The 26945-nt window shown below is 64.9% G+C and carries 29 protein-coding genes and 1 pseudogene; 10 read left to right on the top strand and 20 right to left on the bottom strand.

The genetic code is table 11. The annotated features are described in order from the left end of the window. Nucleotides 1-17: 17 nt before the first annotated feature. The 5 genes from VK98_RS04960 to VK98_RS04940 form a co-directional block, all read right to left on the bottom strand. Nucleotides 18-605, bottom strand: coding sequence for an SCO family protein (locus VK98_RS04960; protein WP_048412980.1), 588 nt, complete (start codon nucleotides 603-605; stop codon nucleotides 18-20). Then, on the bottom strand, nucleotides 605-1504 hold the full coding sequence (locus tag VK98_RS04955) for a heme o synthase (protein WP_019102802.1): 900 nt from the start codon (nucleotides 1502-1504) through the stop codon (nucleotides 605-607). Before VK98_RS04955 ends, VK98_RS04960 begins: the two co-directional genes overlap by 1 nt. Before the next feature lie 26 nt (nucleotides 1505-1530). Next, on the bottom strand, nucleotides 1531-2547 hold the full coding sequence (locus VK98_RS04950) for a heme A synthase (protein ID WP_048412979.1): 1017 nt from the start codon (nucleotides 2545-2547) through the stop codon (nucleotides 1531-1533). Between the two features lie 73 nt (nucleotides 2548-2620). Next, nucleotides 2621-3163, bottom strand: coding sequence for a hypothetical protein (locus VK98_RS04945; protein WP_048412978.1), 543 nt, complete (start codon nucleotides 3161-3163; stop codon nucleotides 2621-2623). Further along, nucleotides 3147-3782 (bottom strand): SURF1 family protein, encoded by a 636-nt coding sequence (locus VK98_RS04940; protein ID WP_053077230.1) that lies wholly within the window; start codon nucleotides 3780-3782, stop codon nucleotides 3147-3149. Before VK98_RS04940 ends, VK98_RS04945 begins: the two co-directional genes overlap by 17 nt. Nucleotides 3783-3867: 85 nt before the next feature. Here VK98_RS04940 and VK98_RS04935 point away from each other — a divergent pair, with 85 nt between their 5' ends. Continuing rightward, nucleotides 3868-4065: a DUF2909 family protein gene (locus VK98_RS04935; protein ID WP_019102806.1), complete on the top strand. Its 198-nt coding sequence runs from the start codon at nucleotides 3868-3870 to the stop codon at nucleotides 4063-4065. 57 nt (nucleotides 4066-4122) lie between these two features. Here VK98_RS04935 and VK98_RS04930 read toward each other — a convergent pair whose 3' ends face one another. The 7 genes from VK98_RS04930 to VK98_RS04905 all read right to left on the bottom strand — a co-directional run bounded on the left by VK98_RS04930 (nucleotide 4123) and on the right by VK98_RS04905 (nucleotide 11606). Beyond that, entirely contained in the window at nucleotides 4123-4986 is an 864-nt protein-coding gene (locus VK98_RS04930; protein WP_048412977.1) for a cytochrome c oxidase subunit 3, read from the bottom strand. 21 nt (nucleotides 4987-5007) lie between these two features. After that, nucleotides 5008-5184: a DUF2970 domain-containing protein gene (locus tag VK98_RS23215; protein WP_082158757.1), complete on the bottom strand. Its 177-nt coding sequence runs from the start codon at nucleotides 5182-5184 to the stop codon at nucleotides 5008-5010. Then, complete coding sequence (locus tag VK98_RS04925; protein WP_048412976.1) at nucleotides 5181-5738, bottom strand: cytochrome c oxidase assembly protein; 558 nt, start codon at nucleotides 5736-5738, stop codon at nucleotides 5181-5183. Before VK98_RS04925 ends, VK98_RS23215 begins: the two co-directional genes overlap by 4 nt. Nucleotides 5739-5748: 10 nt before the next feature. Continuing rightward, nucleotides 5749-7386 (bottom strand): cytochrome c oxidase subunit I, encoded by a 1638-nt coding sequence (gene ctaD / locus VK98_RS04920; RefSeq protein ID WP_048412975.1) that lies wholly within the window; start codon nucleotides 7384-7386, stop codon nucleotides 5749-5751. A 38-nt stretch (nucleotides 7387-7424) separates the two neighbouring features. After that, nucleotides 7425-8528, bottom strand: a complete 1104-nt coding sequence (coxB, locus tag VK98_RS04915; protein WP_338030547.1) for a cytochrome c oxidase subunit II — start codon at nucleotides 8526-8528, stop codon at nucleotides 7425-7427. 187 nt (nucleotides 8529-8715) lie between these two features. Then, the gene (bioD, locus tag VK98_RS04910; RefSeq protein ID WP_048412973.1) at nucleotides 8716-9354 is read right to left on the bottom strand and encodes a dethiobiotin synthase; all 639 of its coding nucleotides are present in this window, start codon (nucleotides 9352-9354) and stop codon (nucleotides 8716-8718) included. Between the two features lie 443 nt (nucleotides 9355-9797). Then, nucleotides 9798-11606, bottom strand: coding sequence for a 2-isopropylmalate synthase (locus tag VK98_RS04905; protein ID WP_048413200.1), 1809 nt, complete (start codon nucleotides 11604-11606; stop codon nucleotides 9798-9800). A 235-nt stretch (nucleotides 11607-11841) separates the two neighbouring features. Here VK98_RS04905 and asd point away from each other — a divergent pair, with 235 nt between their 5' ends. Next, the gene (gene asd, locus VK98_RS04900) at nucleotides 11842-12684 is read left to right on the top strand and encodes an archaetidylserine decarboxylase (RefSeq protein WP_048413199.1); all 843 of its coding nucleotides are present in this window, start codon (nucleotides 11842-11844) and stop codon (nucleotides 12682-12684) included. Between the two features lie 115 nt (nucleotides 12685-12799). Here asd and ilvC read toward each other — a convergent pair whose 3' ends face one another. From ilvC to ilvB, 3 genes are read right to left on the bottom strand one after another with little or no spacing between them, the layout of a single operon-like run. After that, nucleotides 12800-13816: a ketol-acid reductoisomerase gene (ilvC, locus tag VK98_RS04895; protein ID WP_048407995.1), complete on the bottom strand. Its 1017-nt coding sequence runs from the start codon at nucleotides 13814-13816 to the stop codon at nucleotides 12800-12802. 60 nt (nucleotides 13817-13876) lie between these two features. Beyond that, nucleotides 13877-14368, bottom strand: a complete 492-nt coding sequence (gene ilvN, locus VK98_RS04890; RefSeq protein WP_048412972.1) for an acetolactate synthase small subunit — start codon at nucleotides 14366-14368, stop codon at nucleotides 13877-13879. 11 nt (nucleotides 14369-14379) lie between these two features. Beyond that, nucleotides 14380-16146 carry a biosynthetic-type acetolactate synthase large subunit gene (gene ilvB / locus VK98_RS04885; protein ID WP_048412971.1) on the bottom strand — a complete coding sequence of 589 codons (1767 nt, stop codon included), beginning with the start codon at nucleotides 16144-16146 and terminating at the stop codon, nucleotides 14380-14382. A 196-nt stretch (nucleotides 16147-16342) separates the two neighbouring features. Between ilvB and VK98_RS04880 the strand changes: the two genes are divergently transcribed. The 4 genes from VK98_RS04880 to VK98_RS04865 are packed head-to-tail and all read left to right on the top strand — an operon-like array spanning nucleotide 16343 to nucleotide 18200. Beyond that, a complete protein-coding gene (locus VK98_RS04880; protein ID WP_048412970.1) occupies nucleotides 16343-16909 on the top strand; it encodes an RNA polymerase sigma factor in 567 nt (188 codons plus the stop codon). After that, nucleotides 16906-17271: a DUF3619 family protein gene (locus VK98_RS04875; protein ID WP_048412969.1), complete on the top strand. Its 366-nt coding sequence runs from the start codon at nucleotides 16906-16908 to the stop codon at nucleotides 17269-17271. Before VK98_RS04880 ends, VK98_RS04875 begins: the two co-directional genes overlap by 4 nt. Continuing rightward, on the top strand, nucleotides 17264-17653 hold the full coding sequence (locus VK98_RS04870) for a DUF3106 domain-containing protein (protein ID WP_048412968.1): 390 nt from the start codon (nucleotides 17264-17266) through the stop codon (nucleotides 17651-17653). Before VK98_RS04875 ends, VK98_RS04870 begins: the two co-directional genes overlap by 8 nt. Further along, on the top strand, nucleotides 17640-18200 hold the full coding sequence (locus tag VK98_RS04865; RefSeq protein ID WP_048412967.1) for an RDD family protein: 561 nt from the start codon (nucleotides 17640-17642) through the stop codon (nucleotides 18198-18200). The genes VK98_RS04870 and VK98_RS04865 overlap by 14 nt, the downstream gene beginning before the upstream one ends. On the opposite strand, the gene VK98_RS04860 is transcribed toward VK98_RS04865, so the two are convergent. Next, a complete protein-coding gene (locus VK98_RS04860; RefSeq protein ID WP_048412966.1) occupies nucleotides 18201-19094 on the bottom strand; it encodes a LysR family transcriptional regulator in 894 nt (297 codons plus the stop codon). It lies immediately after the preceding gene. Nucleotides 19095-19210: 116 nt separating this feature from the next. Between VK98_RS04860 and VK98_RS04855 the strand changes: the two genes are divergently transcribed. After that, nucleotides 19211-19639, top strand: coding sequence for a carboxymuconolactone decarboxylase family protein (locus VK98_RS04855; RefSeq protein ID WP_048412965.1), 429 nt, complete (start codon nucleotides 19211-19213; stop codon nucleotides 19637-19639). 132 nt (nucleotides 19640-19771) lie between these two features. After that, nucleotides 19772-20269, top strand: a complete 498-nt coding sequence (locus VK98_RS04850; protein WP_043589515.1) for a MarR family winged helix-turn-helix transcriptional regulator — start codon at nucleotides 19772-19774, stop codon at nucleotides 20267-20269. Nucleotides 20270-20361: 92 nt separating this feature from the next. On the opposite strand, the gene VK98_RS04845 is transcribed toward VK98_RS04850, so the two are convergent. Both VK98_RS04845 and VK98_RS04840 read right to left on the bottom strand, forming a co-directional pair. After that, nucleotides 20362-20997 (bottom strand): lytic transglycosylase domain-containing protein, encoded by a 636-nt coding sequence (locus tag VK98_RS04845; RefSeq protein ID WP_048412964.1) that lies wholly within the window; start codon nucleotides 20995-20997, stop codon nucleotides 20362-20364. A gap of 7 nt (nucleotides 20998-21004) precedes the next feature. Beyond that, nucleotides 21005-22714, bottom strand: a complete 1710-nt coding sequence (locus VK98_RS04840) for a proline--tRNA ligase (protein WP_048412963.1) — start codon at nucleotides 22712-22714, stop codon at nucleotides 21005-21007. A 309-nt stretch (nucleotides 22715-23023) separates the two neighbouring features. Here VK98_RS04840 and kup point away from each other — a divergent pair, with 309 nt between their 5' ends. Then, a complete protein-coding gene (kup, locus tag VK98_RS04835; protein WP_048412962.1) occupies nucleotides 23024-24889 on the top strand; it encodes a low affinity potassium transporter Kup in 1866 nt (621 codons plus the stop codon). A gap of 208 nt (nucleotides 24890-25097) precedes the next feature. Here kup and ampD read toward each other — a convergent pair whose 3' ends face one another. Both ampD and VK98_RS24125 read right to left on the bottom strand, forming a co-directional pair. Beyond that, nucleotides 25098-25685: a 1,6-anhydro-N-acetylmuramyl-L-alanine amidase AmpD gene (ampD, locus tag VK98_RS24130; RefSeq protein ID WP_231589216.1), complete on the bottom strand. Its 588-nt coding sequence runs from the start codon at nucleotides 25683-25685 to the stop codon at nucleotides 25098-25100. A 6-nt stretch (nucleotides 25686-25691) separates the two neighbouring features. Then, nucleotides 25692-26117, bottom strand: a pseudogene (locus VK98_RS24125) (GNAT family N-acetyltransferase); the annotation flags it as partial. A gap of 234 nt (nucleotides 26118-26351) precedes the next feature. Between VK98_RS24125 and VK98_RS04825 the strand changes: the two are divergent. Beyond that, nucleotides 26352-26885: a hemerythrin domain-containing protein gene (locus tag VK98_RS04825; protein WP_048412960.1), complete on the top strand. Its 534-nt coding sequence runs from the start codon at nucleotides 26352-26354 to the stop codon at nucleotides 26883-26885. Nucleotides 26886-26945 lie beyond the last annotated feature (60 nt).

Below are 26945 nucleotides of genomic sequence, written 5' to 3'. Positions count from 1 at the left end.
TTTCCGATACGCCAAGTTTAGCGTAACAACTGTCCAATATCATGAGCCAAGCTCGCCGACGGCGTCCCATAGGCTTCAAACACCCGCAAACGGCCCTGTTTATCCAACAGATAGGAGCCGGCGCTGTGGTCCACGCTATAGCCGCCGCCCGGCTGGCTCACGCGCTGGGCGACGATCTTGTACTGGTTCTTGATCTGTTCGACCTCGCCGGCGGTGCCGGTCAGGCCGATGAAGCCGCGGTTGAAATGCGGCACGTAGCCGGCCAGCACCTGCGGCGTGTCGCGCTCGGGATCGATGCTGACGAACAGCACCTGCACCTGGTCGGCCTTATCGCCCAGCTGCTTCACCGCGGCCGCGTATTCCAGCATGGTGGTCGGGCAAACGTCCGGACAATGGGTGTAGCCGAAGAACAGCGCCACCACCTTGCCCTGGTATTGGGACAGGCTGCGGCGCTGGCCTTGATGGTCGGTCAGCGTGAAATCGCCGCCTATCGACGCGCCGGCGACGTCGGTGCCTTTCAAATCCAGCTTGGGTTCATTCGGCGAGCACGCGGCCAGCCACAGCGGCAGCAACAGCCAGCCGGCGAGTTTTATCAATTTGCGCATCAGGAAACGGGTATCAGCCAGTAGTGGTCTATCAGCAGGGCCGCGAACAGCCAGGTCAGATACCAGATCGACCAGGCAAAGGCGCGGCGGGCCAGAGCGTCAGCATACTGGCGATGCAGGCGCACGGCAAGGAAGAGCAGCCGAGCGTCCAGCGCCAGCGCCGCCAGCAGATAGAGCCAGCCGGCCGCTCCCATCGCCACCGGCAGCAGGGTGATGGCCGACAACAGCAGCGAGTACAGCAAGATGGACAAGGTGGTGAAACGCTGGCCGTGGGTGACCGGCAGCATGGGCAGCCCGGCGCGGGCGTAATCGTCGCGGCGGTACAGCGCCAGCGCCCAGAAATGCGGCGGCGTCCAGGCGTAGATGATCAGGAACAGCACCAGCGCGAAGGCGTGCACCTCGCCGGTCATCGCCGCCCAGCCCAGCACCGGCGGCATCGCGCCGCTGGCGCCGCCGATCACGATGTTCTGCGGCGTGTTGGGCTTGAGCAGCAAGGTGTAGACGATGGCGTAACCGACGAAGGTGGCCAGCGTCAGCCAGGCGGTCAGCGCGTTGACCAGGCCGGCCAGCAAGGCCATGCCGATGCCGCCGGCGGTCAGCGCGATGATCAGGGTCTCGGCCGCGCCGGCCTCGCCGCGCGCGGTGGCGCGCCAGGCGGTGCGGCGCATATTGGCGTCCACCGTGCGCTCCACCAGACAGTTGATCATCGCCGCCGCGCCGGCCACCAGCGCGATGCCGGCGGTGGCCGGCAACAAGCGCGCCGGGTCCGGCCAGCCCGGCCCCGCCAGGAACATGCCTATCACCGCGCAGAACACGATCAGCCCCACCACCCGGGGTTTGGCCAGTTGCATCAAGGCGACCGCGTGCTGGCGCGCCTGCTGAAGCTCCGCTGCGTTCATGTTTTTTCCCCCTCAGGATGCGGCGCTCAAACCCATTCGCGATGATTTTTCGAAAGACTGGGCAACGGCCCGACCGCCTGCTTTTGAACGGCTCGCGCCGGGCGCAAGCGCAGCGCCAGCAAGCTGGACGCCAGCAGCAGGCCGGCGGCGCCGGCGTTGTGAGACACCGCCGCCGGCAAAGGCAGCGCCAGCAACACGTTGGCGACGCCCAAGGCGAGCTGGCAACCCAGCAAGGCCAGCAGACAGGCCAGATGGCCGCGCAGCGCCGGCTGTCGCCAGCCGGCGCGCGCCGTCGCCAGGCACAAGACGGTCACCAGCACGGCGCCCAGCCGGTGCAGCCAATGCACCGCCACCAGATTGCCCACCGCCAACGGGCTGCCGTCCGGCGCCTCGCCCAGTTCTCTGAACAGATGGAAGGCGTGCTCGAAGCGCATCTGCGGCCACCACTCGCCATTGCAGGCGGGAAAGCCCTGGCAGGCCAGGGCGGCGTAGTTGGTGGACACCCAGCCGCCCAGCGCCACCTGCAGCGCCACCGCCAGAACCAGGCCGCGCGCCAGCCAGTTCAGCGCCGCCGGCGCCTCCACCGGCCGCAGCCGCGGCGACCACACCAGCCAGGCCAGCAGCAGCAGCACCGACATGCCGCCCAGCAGATGCAGGGTGACGATGGCCGGCTTGAGCAGCAAGGTCACCGTCCACATGCCCAGCAGGCCCTGGGCCGCCACCACCGCCAGCAACGCGCCGGCCGCGCGGCGATGCCGCCGCTGACGCCAGGCCTGCCAGCCGACGGCGACGATCAGCGCGCCGAGCGCGCCGGCCAGGTAGCGATGGCTCATTTCCTTCCAGGCCTTGCCCAGGCTGACCGGCCCGTCCGGACTCTGGACGTATTGCTGCTGAATGCGCTCCGCCGCGTGGTGCGGGGAGATCTGGCCGTAACAGCCCGGCCAGTCAGGACAGCCGAGCCCGGCGTCGGACAGGCGCACATAGGCGCCGAAAGGCACGACCACGCATGCCAGGATGAATGCCAGCCAGATCAGTCGCCTCATGCTGCGCTCCCCTTGTCGAGCGGCCAACAAACTGCGGATGCCGCGGGCCTGGAGAGGCCGCGGCGCAATGATCTCAACCGATGCCGTTATTGGTTTTCAGCACGCGGCCGATTTCCTGGATCACCTTCTTGGGGTCGGCGGCGTCCGGATAAAACAGCACCTGGTTGCCCAGCGGGTCCACCAGGTAGTAACCGCCGCCGTCGACGTCCGTCTGCGCGGACTGCAGGATGTGGGTGGCGTCCACCTCCTCGTGCGCGACGCCCTCCTGCCAGCCCAGCCGGGTCAAACGTCCAGCGGCCTCGCCCTGGGCGCGCTGAATCTGGCGCATCGCGAAAAAGCGCTGCTGGCAGCGCGTCTGGCAGCCTGGTTCTATCCTGGCCGCCAGCACCCATTTGCCGCGCGGCCATCCTTGCGCGCCGATCAGCGCGAACGGCCGCGTCGGCAGCAGTTGGCCGTAGCTCTTGCCGCCCTGCGGCGGCATCAGCCGGTAAGTCGCCCACGAGGCGAGCACCGGCGCCAGACAGATGGCCGCCATCAGCAGCAGTTTAAGCCGGCCGCGGCGGCGCGACGGCTCGGGGGACGGCGCCTGCGGGGACGGCTCATCGACGCGGCTCATGGGAGCGCCTCCTCAAGGAATGCAAGGACAACAGCAGCAGCAGTCCCAGCAACAGCCATTGTGCCGCATAGGCGTAATGGCGTTCCGGCATGAATTCCGGCAGCACCGGCCAATGCCGCAGCGGGTCCGGCGAATGCTCCAGCACCACCACGCCCTGATGCCAATGGCCGGGGTAGCGCAGGCGCAGCGCGGCCATGTCGATGGCGTCGACGCGGCCCTCGACGCCGGCCACCGCGCCGGGCAGCACGAAGTGGCGCGGCAAGGGCATCCAGTGCCCGCGCAAGCTCAGCGTTTTCGGGTCGATGGCGGGCGCCGCCACGCCGTCGGCCAGCCAGCCCAGGTCTACCAGGGCCATCGCGCCGTCCTCCAGCCGCCAGGGCTGCAGCACGCGCCGGCCCTTGACCTCGCCCAGATAGCTGTTTTCCAGTTGCAGCGCCGGCCCGGCCGGATGCGCGCCCGGCAGCGCCACCCGGCTGAACTCCGGCTGCGGACGGGCCTCGCGGTAAACCAGGCTGACCGGCGGCACGCCGATGGCGCTGGTCAACGAACGCAGCAGCTCGGCCTTTTCCTGCGCGCGCTGCCACTGCCAGGCCGCCAGGAAGAAAGGCAGCACCGCCATGACCAATAAACACAGCCAAACCAGCCGTTTGCCGCTAGACTTCAAAACTGAAGATCGACGGCCCAATCGACCGGGGGATTCCGCAATGAAACTTGTCATTCTGTTCTTGCTCGCCTGCATCGTGCTTGCCCTGTTCTGGGGCCTGACCGGCCTGTTGAAGTCCGATCAAGGCTCTCAACGTCTGGTTCGCTCCCTCACTTTGCGCATCGGCCTGTCCATCGGCCTGTTTCTGCTGCTGCTGCTGGGCGCGCTGTTCGGCTGGTGGCGCCCTCATCAAGCTTAGCCGAGCCGTCCGCCCTCGTCCCGGCGCGGCCCCTGGCCTTTGGTCCTGCCTCGCGGCTCACAGCCAGTAGACGAAGACGAACAGCAGCAGCCACACCACGTCGACGAAGTGCCAGTACCAGGCCGCCGCCTCGAAGGCGAAGTGGTGCTGGCCGTCGAAGTGCCCGCGCATCACCCGCAGCCACACCACCGCCAGAATGATGGTGCCCAGCAGCACGTGCAAGCCGTGGAAGCCGGTCAGCATGAAGAAGGTCATGCCGTAAGCGCCGGAGGCCAGGCTCAGGTTCAACTCGCTCATCGCGTGGCCGTATTCGTACATCTGCAGGCAGAGGAACAAGGTCCCCAGCAACACGGTCAGCAGCAGGCCCAGCTTCAATTGCGCGCGCCGGCCTTGCAGCAGCGCCCAATGCGCCCAGGTCACCATCGCGCCGGAGCTCAACAGGATCAGAGTGTTCAGCGCCGGCAGGCCCCAGGCGCCCATCGCCTGGTAAGGCTTGGTGATCCCCGGCCCGGTCAGCAGCGGCCAGGACGGCTCGAAGTCCGGGTACAGGATCTTGTAGTCCATCTCGCCCAGCGTCGGCACCGACACCACCCGCACCCAGTACAAGGCGCCGAAGAAGGCGCCGAAGAACATCACCTCGGAGAAGATGAACCAGCCCATGCCCCAGCGGAAGGACATGTCCTCCTTGCCCTGGTAGTCGCCGTGCCGGCTTTCGCGGATCACGTCGCCGAACCAGCCGAACAACATATAGATCAGGATCAGCGCGCCCACGCCCAGCGACAGCTTGCCCATGGGCTGGCCGTTGACGGCGAAGGCCGCGCCCAAGCCCAGGCAGAACAGCGCCACCGCGCCCACCGCCGGCCAGCGCGATGGCTGCGGCACGAAGTAATGCGTCTGTTCCCGCTCGTTCGCTGTCGTCATTGCATTCTCCCTGCACCCCGGTTAGGACGTGGCCAGCCTCACCACCAATAGCAACACCCCGATAAAAGTGGCCGCCAACAACAAGGCGGTCAGTATCAGCTGCAGCGGCGACAGCTTGCTGTCTTCGCGCGCGTCCGCCTTGCGGCGCACGCCGAAAAAGGCGGACAGCACCGCCAGCACTCCTTGCCACGCTTTCATGAGCCCGCTCCCGCGTTGCCCGGCACGTCAAACACGGTATAGGCCAGCGTGATGCTGTCTATTGAGGCCGGCAAACGCTTGTCGACGACGAACACCACCGGAAAGCGCCTGGTTTCGCCCGGCGCGAAGGCCTGCTGGCGGAAGCAGAAGCACTCCAGTTTCTTGACGTACTCGCCGGCGGCGGCGGGCAGATAGCGCGGAATCGCCTGCCCCACCACCCGCTGACCGCTGGCGTTGGTGATTTCGTACTCCACCTGCACAAACTGGCCTGGCTTCACCTTGAGCCGGGTCTGCAAGGGACGCACCTGCCACGGCAGGCCGGCCTGCACGGTGGCGTCGAAGGTCATCTCCACCTCGTGCGTCGCCGCGCCGCCGCTTGCCGCCGCATCGTCCAGGCTGTCCGCCTTGACCACGTCGTTGAGGCCGGTGACTTCGCACACCACCTTGTACAGCGGGATCAGCCCCCAGGCGAAAACGAACATCAGCAAGGCCACCACCGCCAGCTTCTTCATCAGCTGGCGGTTGCTGCGTCCCTGCTTGGCGGCGGCTTCCATCGCATCGTCCTCAGTGGTGCTTGCCGCCGGTGCTGGACACCACCACGCCGTTCTCTATGACTTCCAGCTGCGGCGCCTCGACGAAGCTGTGGTAAGGCGCCGGCGTCGGAATCGCCCACTCCAGCGTGTTGGCGCCTTCCCATGGATGCGGCGGCGCGGGCCGGCCGCGGCGCAGCGAACGCAGGATGTTGTAGAGGAAGATCAACTGCCCCAGGCCGAACATGAAGGCGCCGATGCTGGCCAGCTGGTTGAACTCGGTAAATTGCAGCGCGTAGTCGGGAATCCGCCGCGGCATGCCGGCGAGGCCGAGGAAATGCATGGGAAAGAAGGTGACGTTGAACCACAGCAAGGACCACCAGAAGTGCAGCTTGCCCAGGCCCTCGTGGTACATCTTGCCCGTCATTTTGGGGAACCAGTAATAGATGGCGGAGAACAGGCTGAACAGCGCCCCGGCCACCAGCACGTAATGGAAATGGGCGACCACGTAGTAACTGGCGTGCAGCTGGATGTCCACCGCCGCCACGCTGAGGGTGACGCCGGACAGGCCGCCGATGGTGAACAGCAGGATGAAGCCGATGGCGAACAACATCGGCGTTTCGAAGCTCATGCTGCCTTCCCACATGGTGGCCACCCAGTTGAACACTTTGACCCCGGTGGGCACCGCGATCAGCATGGTCGCGTACATGAAGAACAGCTGGGCGGTGGCCGGCATGCCGGTGGCGAACATATGGTGCGCCCACACCATGAAGGACAGGATGCCGATGCTGGAGGTGGCGTAGACCATGGAGGCGTAGCCAAACAGCGGCTTGCGGGCGAAGGTGGGAATCACCTGGCTGACGATGCCGAAGGCCGGCAGCGCCATGATGTAGACCTCGGGGTGGCCGAAGAACCAGAACACGTGCTGATACAGGATGGGGTCGCCGCCGCCGGCGGCGTTGAAGAAATGAGTGCCGAAGTGGCGATCGGTCAACACCATGGTGACCACGCCGGCCAGCACCGGCATCACCGCGATGATCAGGTAGGCGGTGATCAGCGAGGCCCAGGCGAACATGGGCATCCGCATCATGGTCATGCCCGGCGCGCGCAGGTTGAGGATGGTGACGATGATGTTGATCGACCCCATGATGGAGCTGACGCCCATGATGTGGATGGCGAAGATGGTCATGTCCATGCCCATGCCCATCTGGGTGGACAAGGGCGCGTACAGCGTCCAGCCGGCCGCCGCCGCGCCGCCGGGCACGATGAAGGACAGCAAGAGCAGCAGCGCCGCCGGCGGCAGCAGCCAGAAGCTCCAGTTGTTCATCCGGGCGAAGGCCATGTCCGGCGCGCCTATCATCAGCGGCAGCATCCAGTTGGCCAGGCCGGTGAAGGCCGGCATGATGGCGCCGAACACCATGATCAGGCCGTGCAGGGTGGTGAACTGATTGAACAGCTCCGGCTGGAAGAACTGCAGGCCGGGCTGGAACAGCTCGGCGCGGATGCACAACGCCATCACCCCGCCGGACAGGAACATGATGAAGGAGAACCACAAATACATCGAACCGATGTCCTTGTGGTTGGTGGCCGCCAGCCAGCGCATGATGCCGCGCGGGCGCTCATGGTGCCCCGGCGCGTGCCCGGCATGGCCGGCGTCATCGACAATTGCCATATCGCTCTCCTTGCATGGATGCGCCGCCGGTCCCGGGCTCAGCCGGTGGCGCCGCGGGCCGCCTTGACCTCTTTGGGCTGCACCAGTTGGCCGGTGTGATTGCCCCAGGCGTTGCGCTCATAGGTGATCACCGCGGCGATGTCGGTATCGGACAGCTGCTTGCCCCAGGCTTGCATCGCCGGATTCTTCTGGCTGCCGAACAGCACGATGTGGATGTGCGCCGGCTTGTCGGCGGTGACCATCTTGGAGCCGTCCAGCGCCGGGAAGGCGCCGGGCAGGCCTTTGCCGTTGGCTTGGTGACAGGCGACGCAGTTCTGGGCGTAGACTTTTTCGCCGCGGGCCTTCAAGTCGGCCAGCGTCCACACCTTGTTGGGGTCGTCCGCCGCCGCGGCCATCTGTTTTTTCTTGGCCTCCAGCCACTTGGCGTAGTCGTCCGGCGTCTTGGCCTCCACCACGATGGGCATGTAGCCGTGGTCCTTGCCGCACAGCTCGGAGCATTGGCCGCGATAGGTGCCGGGCTTGTCGATGCGGAACCAGCTGTCGCGCAGAAAACCGGGAATCGCGTCCTGCTTGACGCCCAGTTGCGGCACCCACCAGGAGTGGATCACGTCGTTGGCGGTCAGCAGCAGCCGCACTTTCTTGCCGATGGGCACCACCAAGGGCTCGTCCACTTCCAGCAGGTAGTTGACCGGTTTGGCCGCGGCGTTGGCGATGGCCTCGCGCGGCGTGGACAAATGGCTCATGAAGCCGAAGTTGTCGTCCAGGTAGTCGTAGCGCCACTTCCATTGGTAGCCGGTGACCTTGACCGTCATGTCCTCGCCGCGCGTGCTCTTCTGCGACAACACCGCCTTGGTGGCCGGCCAGGCCATGCCGATCAGGATCAGCAGCGGAATCACCGTCCAGATGATTTCCACCGTGGTGTTTTCATGGAAGTGCTTGGCCTGGTGGCCGGCGGCTTTGCGGTGGCGGACGATGGCGTACATCATCACCAGGAACACCAGCGCGAAGATCACACAGGTGATGATCAGCAACATGGTGTGCAGATCGTATTGCTGGCGGGCAATGGGAGTAACGGGGGCTTGCAGATTCAACTCGGCCGCTGACGCGCAGGATATCGGCAGCCAACAGCAAAGGACGCGCATACAGGACATGGAGCCCCCCTAGAAATCCTCAACTGACATGAAATGGTGCTGACGGGTCCGGTCTATTCTCATGACCGGTTAATGGCATGCTAGAAAAAAAGGTCAAGGAAAACAAGAAAATGTCTTGCGGCAACGCAATAAAATATTACGAATGCAAGTTAGGCGCACGCCGCGCCGCGCGCGCGGCTCAGTGGGATTCGCCGGCCTGATGCGGCACTTCCAGCAATAGCGGCGCCGGCATGTGCCGTTGCAGGGTCTCCAGATTCTGCTCGTAAGCCTGTTGCTGCGGCACCACGCGATTGGCCACCCAACCGGCCAGCGGCAGGCCGGCGTCCAGCACCGCGCGCGCGGTCAGCAAGGCGTGGTTGATGCAGCCCAGCCGCATGCCCACCACCAGGATCACCGGCAATTGCAGCGCCTTGGCCATGTCGGCCATGAACAGCCGGTCGGACAGCGGAGCCAGCCAGCCGCCCGCGGCCTCCACCACCACCACGTCGGCGCAGGCGGCCAATTGCTGGTAATGGTCGATGATCACGTCCAGCCGGATTTCCACGCCAGCCTCGCTCGCGGCGATGTGCGGCGACACCGGCGGCAGGAATCGGTAGGGGTTCATCAGGTCCAGATCCGACTGGCCGGTGGCGGCGGTCAGCCGCGCCACGTCGTCGTTCCACCAACTGCCGTCGGCCAGCAGTTCGCAGCCTGAGGCCACCGGCTTCATCGCCAGCACGCGCTTGCCTTCGGCCTGCCATTGGCGAATCAGTTGCACGGCGACGTGGGTCTTGCCGATTTCGGTGTCGGTGCCGGTAATGAAGAAGGCTGCGGACATGGCGCTTTCCGTAATGGGGAAGTAGAGAGCTGGCAGTCTAGCGCCGGCCCGTCCGCGCGTAAAACGCAAAAAACCCCGGCTCTGCCGCGCAACGACGCCGACCTCATGGGTCGGCTGTCCGCCGCGCGGCCTTGTGAGCCGGGGCCAGAAGGGGCGGCCTTGTGGGCCTGATGGACTTCACACTCGATAAAGTGAACTCCCGAGGGACTGCGAAAAACCTGCTGTGCGCTCCGAATAGCGGCGTTGCTCCGTGCTCGCTTCCTCGCCGTACCTTTGTACTAGCTCGGTCGCTGCGCGCGGTGCGCCTTGCTCTCGGACCGCTCACGACGGTTTTTCGAGCCCCTTCTACGGCCGGGCGGTCTAGCGCTGGCGACGCGCCGACAAGGACGGGATGGAAAACCTTGTCGACGCCGCGCCGCGCTGGCCGCCGCAGCCGGAAAACCTCATACCAACGCTTGCGCGTTCAGTTTTTGCTCCTGATTCATCAATTTGTTCAAGGCCGACAGATAGGCCTTGGCCGAGGACACGATGATGTCGGTGTCCGCGCCCTGACCGCTGACGATGCGGCCGTCGCGCGCCAGGCGGACTGTCACTTCGCCCTGGGATTCGGTGCCTTTGGTGATGGCGTTCACCGAGTACAGTTCCAGCTCCGCGCCGCTGCCGGCCACGCTTTCAATCGCCTTGAAGGCGGCGTCCACCGGGCCGGAGCCGCTGGACTGGGCGCGGCGCTCTTCGCCGTGCGCCAGGAACACGATGGAGGCCACCGGCGCTTCGCCGGTTTCGGTGGCGATCTTCAAGGATACCAGTTTGTAATCCTCTTCGCGCCCGGTGCTCAATTCGTCCGACACCAGCGCGTGCAGGTCTTCGTCGAAAATCTCGCGCTTGCGGTCCGCCAGCTCCTTGAAGCGGGCGAAGGCGGCGTTCAGCGCTTCTTCGCTGTCCAGCACGATGCCCAGCTCGATCAGCTTGGTCTTGAAGGCGTTGCGGCCGGACAGCTTGCCCAGGGTCAGCCGGTTGGTGCTCCAACCCACCGATTCGGCGGACATGATTTCATAGGTTTCGCGATGCTTGAGCACGCCGTCCTGGTGGATGCCGGATTCGTGGGCGAAGGCGTTGGCGCCGACGATGGCCTTGTTGGGCTGCACCGGATAGCCGGTCACCGTGGACACCAGCTTGGACGCCGGCACGATCTGGGTGGCGTCGATGCCGGTTTCCAGCGCGAAAACGTCCTTGCGGGTGCGCACCGCCATCACCACTTCCTCCAGGCTGGCGTTGCCGGCGCGCTCGCCCAGGCCGTTGATGGTGCATTCCACCTGGCGCGCGCCGCCCAGCACCGCGGCCAGGCTGTTGGCCACCGCCATGCCCAGGTCGTTGTGGCAATGGGCGGACCAGATCACCTTGTCGCCGCCCGGCGTCTTGGCGATCAGTTCGCGGAAGAAGGCTTCGGTGATGAAGGGCACCGCGTAGCCGACGGTGTCCGGCACGTTCAGCGTGGTGGCGCCGGCCTTGATCACCTCGCCGAAGATGCGCGCCAGGAAGTTGATGTCCGAGCGCAGCGCGTCTTCGGCGGAAAACTCCACGTCGTCGGTGTATTCGCGGGCAATTTTCACCGCTTCCACCGCCGCCGCCACCACTTCGTCCGGGCTCATGCGCAGCTTCTTCTCCATATGGATGGGGCTGGTGGCGATGAAGGTGTGGATGCGGCCGCGCGCCGCCGGCTTGATCGCTTCGCCCGCGGCGCGGACGTCGCGCTCGTTGGCGCGGGCCAGGCTACAGACTGTGGAGTCCTTGATCACCTCGGCGATGGCGCGGATGGCGTCGGCGTCGCCCGGGCTGGCCGCGGCGAAGCCCGCTTCGATGATGTCCACCCCCAGGCGCTCCAGCTGGCGGGCGATCCGGATCTTTTCTTCCTTGGTCATCGATGCGCCCGGCGATTGCTCGCCGTCGCGCAAGGTGGTGTCGAATATATACAGACGATTGCCCATCTGACTGTTTCTCCCTGGTCCCTGCATTGCAATTTCCGCGCCTGTCCCGACGCCGATCAGATAATCGTTGAAATCGAAGCGTTTGCCCTGGCTGGCCGCCATCACCGCCAGCTTGTTGAGCTGGGCCAATGGCAGGCTGCCGCGTTCTCTCCATTTGTATATCGCCGCCCGAGTCACCGGCTCATCGGCGAACAAGCGATTCAGATCTTCGGCCAGCTGTCCCGGCCCGCCGAAATCCGCAATCAAGCGTTCAATGTCCAATTGCATCATGTGCTCCCGCAGCAAATTTTGATTCAGCCTACCGGCAAGCAAGACATAAAGTCAAATCTGCATGTTGAAAACTGTGATTAAAACGTCACACCCGATGTCCAAACCAAAAATATCGGACAATATGTCTATTTTCAATTAAAACCTGCTTACAATTTAAGCAACCTGCACGCGATCAGACGCCGGCAGATCGGTTATACTCTTGGGTTTAGTCAGATTGATCGAGGACAAACCAGTGTCCGAACGCCTGTTCGTGCTGTTGCAACACCTGATGCCCAAGCTGGCCATGACCCGCTTGGCCGGCCGCATCGCCAACTGGGAAGGCGGCAACCTGACGCAATGGATCATCCGCCGCTTCATTGCCCGCTACCAAGTGAACATGGACGAAGCCGCCGCCAGCGATCCGGCGGCCTACGCCAGCTTCAACGCCTTCTTCACCCGCGCCTTGCGCGCCGACGCGCGCCCGCTGGCGAGCGAACGGCTGGTCTGCCCGGTGGACGGCGCCATCAGCCAGTTCGGCCGCATCGAACAGGGACAGATCTTTCAGGCCAAGGGCCGCAGCTACTCCGCCCAGGCCTTGCTGGCCGGCGACGCCGAGTGGGCGCGCCGCTTCGACGACGGCCATTTCGCCACCATCTACCTGAGTCCGCGCGACTACCATCGCATCCACATGCCTTGCGCCGGCCGTCTGCTGCGGATGAGCTATGTGCCGGGCGAGCTGTATTCGGTGAACCCGGCCACCGCCCGCGGCGTGGACCGTCTGTTCGCGCGCAATGAGCGCGTGGTCTGCCTGTTCGAGGGCGAGGACGGCCAGCCTTTCGCGCTGGTGCTGGTGGGCGCCACCATCGTCGGCAGCATGGCCACCGTCTGGCACGGCGTGATCAATCCGCCGCGCCCGGGGCAGATCCGCCACTGGGATTACCGCGACCAGGACATCCGCCTGGCCAAGGGCGAGGAGATGGGCCGTTTCCTGCTGGGCTCCACCGTGGTGCTGCTGTTCCCGCAAGGCCCGCTGAGCTTCAACCCCGGCTGGCAAGCCGCCGGCGCGGTGCGCATGGGCGAGCCGATGGCGGACTGAACGCCTTCGCTCCGGACACGACGGCGCCCTGGGCGCCGTTTTTCATTTCCCCTGCCCCCAAACGCAAAAAAGCCGGGAAGATTCCCGGCTTTGGTCGATGCGGCAGGCTGCGGACTTAGTTCTTGGACTGGTCCACCAGCTTGTTCTTGGCGATCCACGGCATCATCGCGCGCAGCTCCGCGCCGACCTTCTCGATCGGGTGATCGGCGGTCAGACGGCGACGCGCGGTCATGCTCGGATAGTTGGTCTTGCCTTCCAGGATGAACATCTTCGCGTACTCGCCGGACTGGATGCGGTACAGCGCTTTTTTCATCGCGTCCTTGGTGGCGGAGGTCACCACTTCCGGGCCGGTCACGTACTCGCCGTACTCCGCGTTGTTGGAGATCGAGTAGTTCATATTGGCGATGCCGCCCTCGTACATCAGGTCGACGATCAGCTTCAGTTCGTGCAGACACTCGAAGTAAGCCATTTCCGGCGCGTAGCCGGCTTCCACCAGGGTTTCGAAACCGGCTTTGACCAGTTCCACCGCGCCGCCGCACAGCACCGCCTGCTCGCCGAACAGATCGGTCTCGGTTTCTTCGCGGAAGTTGGTCTCGATCACTCCGCCCTTGGTGCCGCCGTTGGCCGCAGCGTAGGACAGCGCCACGTCGCGGGCCTTGCCGGACTTGTCCTGGTAGACCGCGATCAGGGTCGGAACGCCGCCGCCCTTCAGGTATTCGGAGCGCACGGTGTGGCCCGGGCCTTTCGGCGCCACCATGATCACGTCGACGTCGGCCGGCGGCACGATCTGGTTGTAATGGATGTTGAAGCCGTGGGCGAAGGCCAGCGCCGCGCCCTTCTTCAGATTGGGAGCGATGTCCTTGCCGTAGACGTCGGGCTGCGACTCGTCCGGCAGCAGAATCATCACCACGTCGGCCTTCTTCACCGCCTCGGCCACTTCCTTGACCTTGTGGCCGGCCGCTTCCGCCTTCTTCCAGGAAGCGCCGTCCTTGCGCAGGCCCACCACGACGTCCACGCCGGAGTCTTTCAGGTTCTGCGCATGGGCGTGGCCCTGGGAACCGTAGCCGATGATGGCGACCTTCTTGCCCTTGATGATGGAGAGGTCGGCGTCTTTGTCGTAGAAAACTTTCATTTGCAATCCTTGATATCGTTTGTTTGGGCGGCCCGGCCTCCGGCCGGGCTCTCGCCTGCGTCAGATTTTCAGAATCCGTTCACCCCGACCAATGCCGGATGCGCCGGTACGGACCGTTTCCAGGATCACTGTGCGGTCCACCGCCTCGATGAAGGCGCCGAGCTTTTCGCTCGTACCGGTCAGCTCGATGGTGTAAGTCTTTTCCGTCACGTCGATGATGCGTCCGCGGAAGATGTCGGCCATGCGCTTCATCTCCTCGCGGTCCTTGCCGGTGGCGCGGACCTTGATCAGCATCAGCTCGCGCTCGATGTGCTCGGATTCATTGAGGTCTATCACCTTGACCACCTCGATCAACTTGTTGAGATGCTTGGTGATCTGCTCGATGACTTCGTCGGAACCGTGGGTGACGATAGTCATGCGCGACAGCGTCGGGTCCTCAGTCGTGGACACTGTCAGCGAATCGATGTTGTAGCCACGGGCCGAAAACAGGCCCACCACGCGGGACAATGCGCCCGCTTCGTTTTCCACAAGAGTGGATAGGATATGTCGCATACCGGTTGACCTCAACACATATTGCCGTAGTCACGGTTGTTCTCGAAGGGCACGTTCTGCACCTCGCTCATGTGCGCGGGCAGGTCCATCTGGTCCAGACCCTTGCCGTTTTGCACCATCGGGAACACGTTCTCGGACTGGTCGGTACGGAAATCCAGGAATACCAGGCGTTCCTTCAGCTTCTGGCTGAACGCCTCCTTCAATACCGGCTCCACGTCGGCGGGGTCTTCCACCTTGAAGCCGATATGGCCGTAAGCCTCGGCGATTTTGACGAAGTCCGGCAAGGCGTCCATATAGGATTCGGAATAGCGCGTGCCGTAGAAGAACTGCTGCCACTGGCGCACCATGCCCAGGTAGCGGTTGTTCAGGGCCACCACTTTCACCGGGGTATGGTATTGCTTGCAGGTGGACAGTTCCTGGATGTTCATCTGGATCGAGCCCTCGCCGGTGATGCAGGCGACGGTGGAGTCCGGATTGGCCAGTTGCGCGCCCATCGCCGCCGGCAGGCCGAAGCCCATGGTGCCGAGGCCGCCGGAGTTCAGCCACTGCTTGGGGCTGTCGAACTTGTAGTACTGCGCCGCCCACATCTGGTGCTGGCCCACGTCGGAAGTGACGATGGCCTTGCCGCCGGTGATCTCGTACAGCTTCTCCACCACGAACTGAGGTTTGATCAGCTCGGTGGACGGGGTGTACAGCAGACAGTTGTGGCCGCGCCATTCCTCGATCTGCTTCCACCAGCCGGCCAGGGCCTGAGCGTCCGGCTTCTGGCCGGATTGCTTCAAGAGGTCCAGCATGTCTTTCAACACATGCTTGACGTCGCCGACGATGGGGATGTCCGCCTTGACTCGCTTGGAGATGGAGGACGGGTCCACGTCGATGTGGATGATCTTCTTGGGCTGGCTGAGGAAGTGCGACGGCACGCTGATCACGCGGTCGTCGAACCTCGCGCCTATGGCCACCAGCACGTCGCAGTACTGCATCGCCATATTGGCTTCATAGGTGCCGTGCATGCCCAGCATGCCGAGGAACTGCGGGTCGGATCCCGGATAGGCGCCCAGGCCCATCAGGGTGTTGGTACACGGCAGGCCCAGCGATTTGACCAGTTCGGTCACTTCGCCGGCGGCATTGCCCTGCACCGCGCCGCCGCCCACGTAAATGAAGGGGCGCTTGGCTTCCAACAGCAGGTTCACCGCTTTCTTGATCTGCCCCGGGTGGCCGCGGGTAGCCGGCACGTAGGAGCGGATATGCACGCTTTCCGGGTATTGGAATTCCGTGCGCAGCTGGGTGATGTCCTTGGGGATGTCCACCACCACCGGACCGGGGCGACCGGTCCTGGCGATGTAGAACGCCTTCTTGATGGTGGAGGCGATCTCGTTCACGTCCTTGACCAGGAAGTTGTGCTTCACGCACGGGCGGGTGATGCCCACCATGTCCACTTCCTGGAAAGCGTCCAGGCCGATGGCCGGGGACGGCACCTGGCCGGACAGCACCACCATGGGGATGGAGTCCATATAGGCGGTGGCGATGCCGGTCACGGCGTTGGTCGCGCCGGGACCGGAGGTGACCAGAGCCACGCCCACCTTGTCGCTGGAACGGGAGTAGGCATCGGCGGCATGCACCGCCGCCTGCTCGTGCCTGACCAGCACATGTTTGAATTTGTCCTGCCGGAAAATGGCATCGTAAATTTCCAGCACCGCGCCGCCGGGGTAGCCGAAAACAAATTCGACACCTTCTTCCTGCAGGCAGCGGACAACCGCTTCCGCGCCCGATATCTGCATATGGCCTCTTTATCTTTGCGTTAGTTTCATCCCGTATCGGTCGACCTTAGCGTATTGCTTTGAAACCGGTCAAGTGCTTTTGTGCAGGTGCAATATGCGCCTAAGCCTCGGTAAATTCAGGAAAAAAATCAGGCTTGGCCGAATCGGCGGCGCTCTGCTACCATCTTCTGTTGGCATCAACTCAAACTCTCATCCGATGGCTAGCCGCGAGGAAATGGCCGACTTCCTGGAGTCGGCGGAGAAACGCGCTTTCAAGCAGGCGTGGTATGCGGTCCAGAACGAAGACAGCGCATTGGATATCGTGCAGGACTCGATGATGAAATTGGCGGATCGCTATCCGCACGCCCCGGCGGCGGAACTGCCGCTGATCTTCCAGCGCATCCTGCAAAACACCATTCGCGACTTCTACCGCCGCAGCAAGGCGCGCCGCTTCGTCAGCACGCTGCTGTCCTCGCTGATCCCCGCCCGCGAAGAGGACGACAGCCCGGATCCGCTGGAAACGCTGGACGTGGCCGCGGACGAGGCGCACAGCAATCCCGAGCTGTGGTGCGCGCGCAAGGAAACCGCCGTGCTGATCGAGGCCTCGCTGCAGCTGCTGCCGGCCCGTCAACGCGAAGCCTTCCTGCTGCGTTATTGGGAGGGTCTGGATGTCGCCGCCACCGCGCGCGTGATGGGCTGCTCCGAGGGCAGCGTCAAAACGCATTGCTCGCGCGCCAATCACACGCTGGCCGCCATCCTCGCGCAAAAGGGAGTGACGCTATGAAACCTTCCAACCCCCTGCCCGGCCATGTGGCGCGCGTGCTGGACCACGCCGCCGCCGATCTCGACGCCGAGCAGAAACGCAAGCTGACCCAGGCGCGCGAGCGGGCGCTGGCCCGTTTCGACGCCCAGGCCGCGGAAGCGGAATCGCCGCGCGAGCGGCTGGGCCTGTGGGCGCAGCGCCACGTGTTGTCGCTGCGCCGCGGCGGCCTCGCCTTGGGCTTCGCGCTGCTGACCGGCGCCGGCATGATGCTGGCGGAAGACCTGCTGCTGGAGGAGGAAGCGGTGGACGCCGCGCTGCTGGCGCAGGATCTGCCCTTCGAGGCCTTGCTGGAACCCCACTTCAGCCGAGGGCTGCATGAATAGCGGCCGCCGCCTCTTGCTCGCCCTGTGCCTGAGCGGACTGCTGGCGCCGGCGGCCAAGGCCAGCCCGCCGGCCAGCCCCCGCTGGGCGCAATTGAGCGCGGAACAGCAACAGGTGCTGGCGCCGCTGGCCACCGAATGGGACCGCTACGCGCCGTACAAAAAGCAGAACCTGCTGGCCATCGTGCCGCAATTCCAACAACTGCCCGAGGCGCAGCGCCAGCGCGTGCAGCAGAAGCTGAAAGCCTGGTCCGAGCTGAGCCAGCAGCAGCGCGACGAAATCCGCGCCAACTGGAAGGCGCTGCAACAGATGCCGCCCGAACAACGCCAACAGGCCATCCAGCGCCTGCGGCAACAACATGAAGCCCAAGATGCCTCCCGCTGACGCTCCCGCCCTGACCCCGCCCACGCTGAAACGCAGCCTGGCCAGCCTGTTCTACGAATTGCTGCTGGTCGCCGCGCTCTTGCTCACCGTCACCGCGGCGCTGACGCCGCTGCAAACGCTGATCGGCCAGGGGCCGTTGTTCAAGACCTTGCTGAAAGGGGCGCTCGCCGTGGCGCTGTTCGGCTACTTCGGCTATTGCTGGGTGCGCAGCGGCCAGACCGTGGCGATGAAGACCTGGCGCATCAAGCTGGTCAACGCTCGCGGCGGCGGCATCGTCTGGAAGCAGGCGGCGGCGCGCTATCTGATCGGCCTGGCCCTGTTCGTCGGCATGCCGGCGGTGTCCTATCTCGGCTGGGCCAATGCCTACGGCCATCAGCCGCAGGCGCTGTGGCTGGCGCTCAGCTGGTGCCTGGTTCCCTTCCTGGCCAAGTTCTACGACCGCGACAAGCTATTCCTGCACGACAGGCTGGCCGGCACCCGCCAGATCGTGCTGCCCAAGCCGCCGCATCCGGGCAAGAAACGGCGCGGCGAGCCCACGCCGGGCTGATTAAGCCCGCGCCAGCAAAGGCTCCGTCTCGGCGAACTCCGCCAAGGCGTCCAGCAAGACGCGCACCCGCGCCGGCGGGTAGCGCCGTTGCGGCCACACCGCGTACACCGGTTGCGCCGGCATTTCCCAGCCGGCCAGCACCTGCCGCAAACCGCCGTCCGCCAACTGGCGGTGGCACAGGCTGTGGGGACAGACCGCGATGCCCACGCCGGCCTCGGCCAGCCGACGCGGCAGCAGCATATCGTTGACCCGCAGGCGCGGCGGCGGCAATTCCCATTCCGCGTCGTCGTCCCGCCGCCGCAAATGCCAGCGTTCAAACGGCTCCGCCACCAGTAGGGCGTGGCGCGCCAGCGCCTCCGGCGTCCGCGGCTCGCCTTGCGCCTCCAGATAGGCCGGCGCGGCCACCAGCAGGGTGCGCACCCAGCCCAGCCGCCGCTGGTTCAAACTGGAGTCTGGCTGCTCCCCCACCCTCAAGGCGAGATCCGCCATGCCGCTGAGCAGGTCGTCGATGGCGTTGTTCAAGTGCAGCTCCAGCCGCAGCTCCGGGTAATCTCTCAGCATCCGCCGCCACACCGGCACCAGCACGTCGTTGCCCAGGCTCAGCGGCGACAGCACCCGCAGCACGCCCTTGACCTGATGCAGCGAGTCCGCCAGCGTCGCGGCGGTCTGGCTCAAGGACTGCAGCAAGGGCCGGCATTGCTCGTAGTACTGCCCGCCTTCCGCCGTCAATTCCATCCGCCGCGCGCTGCGGTGCAAGAGGCGGCAGCCCAGTTCCCGCTCCAGCGCCTGCAAACGGCGCGACAGGGTGGCGGTGGGCACGCCCAGCCGCCGGGCGGCGGCGTTCAGGCTGCCGGCGTCGACAATGCTCACGAACAACTGCAGATCATCCAGCATGATTTCATTTTTGGAATTTGAATTCGATATTTTAAGTCTATTTACATAAATGATTTTTGCCTAGACTGGCCTTGCAGCTCGCCGCTGCGACGATCTCTCTCTTGAAAGGAATTGCCATGTCCCTGCGCCTGCCCTACACCCAACTGTCCCCCGCCGCCTACCAAGGGCTGGCCGGCGTCAAAGCCAGCCTGCAGCACAGCAGCCTGGGCCTGCCCCTGATCGAGCTGGTTTATCTGCGCGTGTCCCAGATCAACGGCTGCGCCTTCTGCCTGAAAATGCACGCGTCGGCCTTGCGCGCCAGAGGGGAAAGCAATGAACGCATCGACTCCCTGGCCGGCTGGCGCGTCAGCGAGTTGTACAGCGCCCGCGAACGCGCGGCGCTGGAATGGGCGGAGTCGCTGACCGACATCGCCGTCACCCAAGCGCCGGACCAACACTACCTGCCCTTGCAGGAACACTTCAGCCCGGAGGAAGTGGCCGATCTGAGCTTCGCCATCGCCCTGATGAACGCCTTCAACCGGCTGGCGGTCAGCATGCGCCAGTAAACGCGGTTCCCGCTGGTGCGGGTGACGACTGAGGACTATTATTTCACGTGAAGATAAACTAACTTCAAGCCGTGCTAATCTCTGCGCCCGGTAGTCATCCAGTTGTCACCCACACATCAGGAACCGTCAGTGATGCAACAAGCACCAGACCAGATTGACCGTATCGTCGCCCTGTGGCGCGAGGTTCGCCCGGACTTGGACCCGTCCTCCACCGAAGTGGTCGGCCGCATTGTGCGGATGGAGTACTTCGTCACCCGCCGCGTGCTGCACGATTTGGCGCGCCACAATCTGAATGTCGGCGAATTCGACGTGCTGGCCGCGCTGCGCCGCGGCGGCGAACCGTTCCAGCTGTCCCCCAATCAACTGCAAGGCATGGTGCTGATTTCCTCCGGCGCGCTGACCAACCGCATCAACCGGCTGGAGGAAGCCGGCCTGGTGACCCGCTCGCCGGACCCCGCGGACCGCCGCGGCGTGATCGTGACGCTGACGCCCAAAGGCTTCGAGGTGATCGAGGACGCCGTCGGCAACCATCTGTCGGCCGAGGCCGAACTGATCGAGATGCTGGACGCGGAGGAACGCGCCACGCTGGCGCGCTTGCTGAAGAAGATGCTGCAAACCCAGGAGGATTGAGATGCGCGCGTCCTCCTGTAGCCTGCCGCGCTGAGCGCAAAAAAAACCGGCCTGGATTCCAGGGCCGGTTTTTTTGTCTGCGCCGAGCGGGCTCAGCGCAGCAGCGGCGGCGCCACCGCCGCCGTTTTCACCGGCAGCGGCGCCACCCAGTGCCAGCGGCCTTTCCAGGCGCCCACCACCAGATTGGGATACTCGGCGCGGCCCAGGCTGCCGTTGTAGCGGCCCAGCGCGCGGAACAGATTGCCGCGCTCGATATCCAGGTAGTAGCGCAGAATGGTGCAGCCGTAGCGCAGATTGGTGGTGAGATCGAACAGATTGTGCTGCGCGTTGCCTATGCTGCGCACCCAGAACGGCATCACCTGCATCAGCCCGCGCGCGCCGGCGCCGGAGATCGCGTACTTGTTGAAGCCGCTTTCCACCTGGATCAGGCCCAGCACCAGCTGCGGGTCCAGGCCGGCGCGGGTGGCCTCGTAGTGGATGGCGGTGAGCAGGCGCTCGCGCGTCCACTTGTCCGGGATCCGCTTGACCAGCCGGCTGGACATCTCGCCCAGCCAGGCGTCGGCCTCGCGCTGGTCGTCGAACACCAGCCGCGGCGCGTTGGCGTCCGACACCGAACGGCGCATGGTGGAAGCGACGTTGGCGGCCAACGCCTCTTCCTTCTGCGCGCCGGCCCACGCCGGCATCGCTGCCAGCGCGGCCAACAATACGACGATGCCGGATCGGATCATAAGACGGTCACAGCCCCAGTTTGGCCAACACTTGTTCCAGCATAGCATCCGCGGCCAGCGCGCTGGCCTCCGCGTCGCGGCGGTGCTGGTACTCGACCTTGCCTTCCTTCAGGCCGCGGTCGCCGATGGTGACGCGATGCGGCGCGCCGATCAGCTCCCAGTCGGCGAACATCGCGCCCGGGCGCTCGCCGCGGTCGTCCAGGATCACGTCCACGCCCTTGGCCAGCAGGCCTTGATACAAGGCGTCGGCGGCGGCCTTCACCTCGGCGGAACGGTCATAGCCCACCGGGCAGATCACCAGGGCGAACGGCGCGATGGCGTCCGGCCAGATCATGCCCTTGTCGTCGAAGTTCTGCTCGATCGCCGCGCCCAGAATGCGAGTGACGCCGATGCCGTAGCAGCCCATCTCGAACGGCTTGGGTTTGCCGTCCTCGTCCAGGAAGGTGGCGTTCATCGCTTCGGAGTACTTGGTGCCCAGATAGAACACATGGCCCACTTCGATGCCGCGCTGGATCGCCAGTTCGCCCTTGCCGTCCGGCGAGGCGTCGCCGGCCACCACATTGCGGATGTCCATCACTTCCGGTTCCGCGCAGTCGCGGCCGAAGTTGACGCCGGTGTAGTGCTGGTCGTCCTCGTTGGCGCCGGTGATCATGTCGGCCATCTTGGCGACGGTGCGGTCGGCGATGACGCGGCCCTTGAAGCCCACCGGGCCCAGCGAGCCGGGGTTGGCGTCGAAGGCGGCCTTGATCGCGGCCGGGGCGGCGAAAGTCAGCGGCGTCTTGATGCCGGCGATCTTCTCGGCCTTGACTTCGTTCAGCTCGTGATCGCCGCGCACCAGCAGCAGCACCGGCTGATCTTCGTCGCCGTCCACCACCACCGCCTTGACGGTCTGCTTGACGTCCACGTTCAGGAAGCCCACCAGATCGGCGATGGTCTTGACCTTGGGCGTATGCACCTTGGCCATGGCCGCGCCGGCGGCCGCGCGTTCGCCGGCCGGCGCCACCGCTTCGGCCAACTCGATGTTGGCGGCGTAGTCGGAGTCCGGGCAGTAAACGATGGCGTCCTCGCCGGTGTCGGCGATCACCTGGAATTCATGCGAGCGGTCGCCGCCGATCGCGCCGGTGTCGGCGGCGACGGCGCGGTAGCTCAGACCCAGGCGGTCGAAGATGCGGCAATAGGCGGCGTACATATTGTCGTAGCTGACGCCGGCGGCTTCGGCGCTGCGGTCGAAGGAGTAGGCGTCCTTCATGGTGAACTCGCGGCCGCGCATCACGCCGAAGCGCGGGCGGCGCTCGTCGCGGAACTTGGTCTGGATCTGGAAGAAGTTCTTGGGCAGCGCGCGGTAGCTGCGCAGCTCGTTGCGGGCGATGTCGGTGATCAGTTCCTCGGCGGTGGGCTGCAGCGCGAAGTCGCGCTCATGGCGGTCCTTGAAGCGCAGCAGCTCCTCGCCCATCTTGTCCCAGCGGCCGGTTTCCTGCCACAGGCCGGCCGGCTGCACCACCGGCAGGCTGACTTCGATCGCGCCGGCGCGGTTCATCTCTTCGCGCACGATGTTTTCCACCTTGCGCACGCTGCGCAGGCCCATCGGCATCCAGGAGTAAATGCCTGCGGCCACTTTGCGGATGAAGCCGGCGCGCATCATCAGCTTCTGGCTGGCGATGTCCGCGTCGGCGGGGGCTTCCTTCAGGGTGGAAATGAAAAACTGCGATGCGCGCATGATGCGTCCTTGGCAATACGGTGTAATTGAGGGCTTGATTGTAGCGTTTGCCGCGCCTCGCGGCCAAGCCTTGCGCCGGCATAGTCTATTTGCGCTATAAAGATGCGTGCCCCGCCTCCCGCCGGCTACCCCAGAAGCGGCCGCCGCGCAAGCCGACAGCCCGGACTCTGTCGTTTTACAAGAACACATCTCGGCTCTTGCGCGGCCTTTGCTTGGCTTACCCAGACCTCTGGAGTAATCTGCGCGCTCAAGAACCACCGATATTGCTGTGCAGCAATATACGGTGACGAACAATTCCATTGGATGCTTATGCAGGATCACAACAAACAGGCCATGGCTGGCCTGACCCTGGCCGCCTTGGGCGTGGTATACGGCGACATCGGCACCAGCCCGCTGTATACCCTGCGCGAATGCTTCACCGGCCAGGGCATCCCCACCACCCCGGAAAACATCTTCGGCATCTTGTCGCTGATTTTCTGGTCGCTGATTTTCGTGGTTTCCATCAAATACGTGGCCTTCGTGCTGCGCGCCGACAACCGCGGCGAAGGCGGCATCATGGCGCTGATGGCGCTGGCCCGTCATTACACCACCCACGCCGCGCGCTGGAAGATCGTGCTGCTGGGCTTGTTCGGCGCGGCGCTGTTCTACGGCGACGCCATCATCACTCCGGCGGTGTCAGTCTTGTCCGCGGCCGAGGGCATGGAGCTGATTTCGCCGGCGATGGAAAGCTATGTGCTGCCGATGGCCATAGGCGTGCTGACCGGCCTGTTCCTGCTGCAACGCTTCGGCACCGCCAGCGTCGGCCTGCTGTTCGGCCCCATCATGCTGATCTGGTTCTCCGTGCTGGGTCTGCTCGGCTTGCACCAGATCGTGCAGGCGCCGCAGGTGCTGCAGGCGCTCAACCCCTACCACGCGCTGCACTTCATCGGCCACAACGGCTGGGGCTCCTTCCTGACCCTGGGCTCGGTGGTGCTGGCGCTGACCGGCGCCGAGGCGCTGTACGCCGACATGGGCCATTTCGGCAGCTCGCCGATCCGCCGCGCCTGGTTCAGCCTGGTGCTGCCCGGCCTGGCGCTGAACTATTTCGGCCAGGGCGCGCTGCTGATGCAGAACCCGGCGGCGATCAAGAACCCCTTCTTCCTGCTGGCGCCGGACTGGGCGCTGCTGCCGCTGATCGTGATGGCGACGCTGGCCACGGTAATCGCGTCTCAGGCGGTGATTTCCGGCGCCTACTCGCTGACCCGTCAGGCCATCCAGCTGGGTTACTGCCCGCGGCTGGAAGTGCAGCACACCTCGGAAAAAGAGATCGGCCAGATCTACATGCCCTTCATCAATTGGGCCTTGCTGATCGCGGTGATGGTGGTGGTGCTGACCTTCAAGACTTCGTCCAGCCTGGCCGCCGCCTACGGCATCGCCGTCACCGGCACCATGCTGATCACCACCTGCCTGTTCTTCGTGGTGGCCCGGGTCAACTGGCGCTGGCCGCTGCCGCTGGCGCTGGGCGTCACCCTGATGTTCGCCACCATAGACCTGGGCTTCTTCAGCGCCAACATCCATAAAGTGGCCGACGGCGGCTGGCTGCCGCTGGTGCTGGGCATGGTGATCTTCACGCTGATGAGCACCTGGAAGCAGGGCCGCGAGCTGCTGTTCACGCGCCTGCGCGATCAGGCGCTGCCGCTGGACAGCTTCATCGAGAACCTGGAAGCCTATCCGCCGACGCGGGTGCAGGGCACCGCGGTGTTCCTGACCAGCACCTTGCACGGCGTGCCGCACGCGCTGCTGCACAATCTCAAGCACAACAAGGTGCTGCACGAGCGGGTGGTGTTGATGACGGTGCGCACCGAAGACGTGCCCTATGTGGCGGAAGAGGACAGGCTGGAGATCGTGCAGATGTCGGCTTCGTTCTGGCGCGTGGTGGCCCGCTACGGCTTCAAGGAAGACCCGAACGTGCTGCAGGTGCTGGAAGACTGCACCGCCCAGGGCCTGGCCTTCGAGCTGATGGATACTTCCTTCTTCCTGTCGCGCGAAACCATCGTGTCCACCGAGCGTCCGGGCATGTCGCGACTGCGCGAGAAGCTGTTCGTGTGGATGAGCAAGAACGCGATGCGCGCCACCGACTTCTTCCAGGTGCCGACCAACCGAGTGGTGGAGCTGGGCGCGCAAGTCGAGCTGTAAGAGCGTGTTTACGATCTCGCGAGCTAGAGCGAGACAAGGCGGAAACGGCTGAGAAAGCGGAATGTACATACGGTACATGAGCATTTCGAAGACGTACTCACCGTGTCACGTCTCACGACGCGCAGCTGATCGTAAACAGGCTCTAAGCCTCCTCGCCCCGCTTCCAAGCCGGACCGGCCCCGCCCGTCCGGCTTTTTCGCGCCTGACTCTAGCGTTGCAGGCCGCTGTCCGCCTCCGCCCGCGCCCAATCGAAGAACGGGCCGGGATCGGTCTTGCGCCCCGGCGCGATGTGCTCGTGGCCGATGACGGCGCGCAGCGGCAGCTGGCGCCGCAATGCCCGCGCCAGCGCTTGCAGCGTCCGGTACTGCGCCTCGCTGAACGGCTCGAAATCGCAGCCTTCCAGCTCCACGCCTATGGAAAAGTCGTTGCAGCGCTCGCGCCCTTGCCAGCTGGAGACGCCGGCATGCCAGGCGCGCCGCGTCACCGGCACGAACTGTTGCAGCTCGCCGGAACGGCGGATGAAGAAATGGGAAGACACGCGCAGATGCTGGATTTCGGCGTAGAACGGATGCTCGTCCGGGTTCAGCCGGTTCTGAAACAGCTGCTCCACGCCCAAGCCGCCGTAGCGATACGGCGGCAGGCTGATGTTGTGGATCACCAGCAGTTCCGGCGCCATGCCCTCGCCGCGCTCATCGTGATTGGGCGACGGCAACCGGCGCGCGCCGTCCAGCCAGCCGTCTTCCGATAATTGGAAAGCCGGCGGCGAAGCCGGCTGATAATTCAAACGCCACAGCATCAGCCCGTCCGGCGTGGACCAGCGCTGCTCGGCGACGAAACCGGCCTTGCGGTACAGGGACAGCGCGGCGATATTGACCTCGGCGGTGTCGACGCTGACCTCGCTCTCGCCCACCAGCGCCCGGTTCAGCAAGCGGTAGCCCCAGCCGGCGCGCAGCTGTTGCGGATCCACCACCGCTCTTTCGATATGCAGGCCGCCGTCCTCGCGGCGCGAGGCCACCAGCACGCCGCGCAGGCGCTCGCCTTCGAACGCGCCCCAGACCGCGTCGGCGCAAGCCTGCGCGGCGGCGAGGTCGGCCCACAGCACGGGCAGATGCGGATAGGACAGCCACTCCGCCTCCAGGCGGTGGGCGTCCAGCTGCAAATCCAAGGCGCGCGCGGCCAGTCCGGCGTCGCTCAGATCCAGGCGTTTCACTTCAAACGGGGCTTGCATTCACTCTCCCTGCGCGCGTTGCCGATGCAACAATCCGGTAACGGGAACGGTCCAATATCGCACTTGTTTTCTGAGGCCCGACGCGGTATCAAGAACAACCGGGGCGGACAAGCGCTCACCCGGCATTCTACCGCTACCGCCCGGCGGAAGGCTTGCGCGGCTTGAGCCGGATCATGGCCGCGGCCCGCGCCATGCCGCAGAATGCAGGCCGTCACCCATCACAGGAGAACGCCGATGCTGACTCTGGACTCTCTTAGCAACGCCGCCGCGCCCAGCTTCGAACAGCCGCTGGAAATGCTGCAAGCCTGTCACGACAAGATTCGCCGCTTCTGCGAGCAACTGGATCAACTGCCCTCCTACATCGAGCAGCACGGCGTCAACGAGGCCGCCCGCAACACGATAGACGGCGTGGTCCGCTATTTTGACCTGGCCGGCCCCGCCCATCACAGCGACGAGGAAGACGAGCTGTTTCCGCTGATTCTGGAACGAATGCCCACCGCCGCCTCGCGGCTGGAGCAACTGAGCGCGGAACACGGTTATCTGCATTCCTGCTGGAACGCGATCCGCGACGATCTGCTGGCGCTGCGCGACGGCAAGATCAGCAGCATCAGCCGCAATGAGCTGGAGGAGTTCGCGCGCCAGTACCGCGAGCACGCCGCCGCCGAGGAAAGCTGGCTGTTTCCCACCGCCGCCTCGACCATCAGCGCCGAGGAGATGAGCGCCGCCGGGCAGCGCATGGCGGCGCGCCGGATGCAGCAGGCGGCCTGAACGGCTGCCGCCCTCGAATCGCAAACGCAAAAAAGGCTGACCTCAATGGTCAGCCTTTTT

The sequence above is a fragment of the Chromobacterium sp. LK11 genome (genome assembly GCF_001043705.1).
Lineage (GTDB): Bacteria > Pseudomonadota > Gammaproteobacteria > Burkholderiales > Chromobacteriaceae > Chromobacterium > Chromobacterium alkanivorans.
This window is presented reverse-complemented; position numbering and strand designations above follow the sequence as displayed.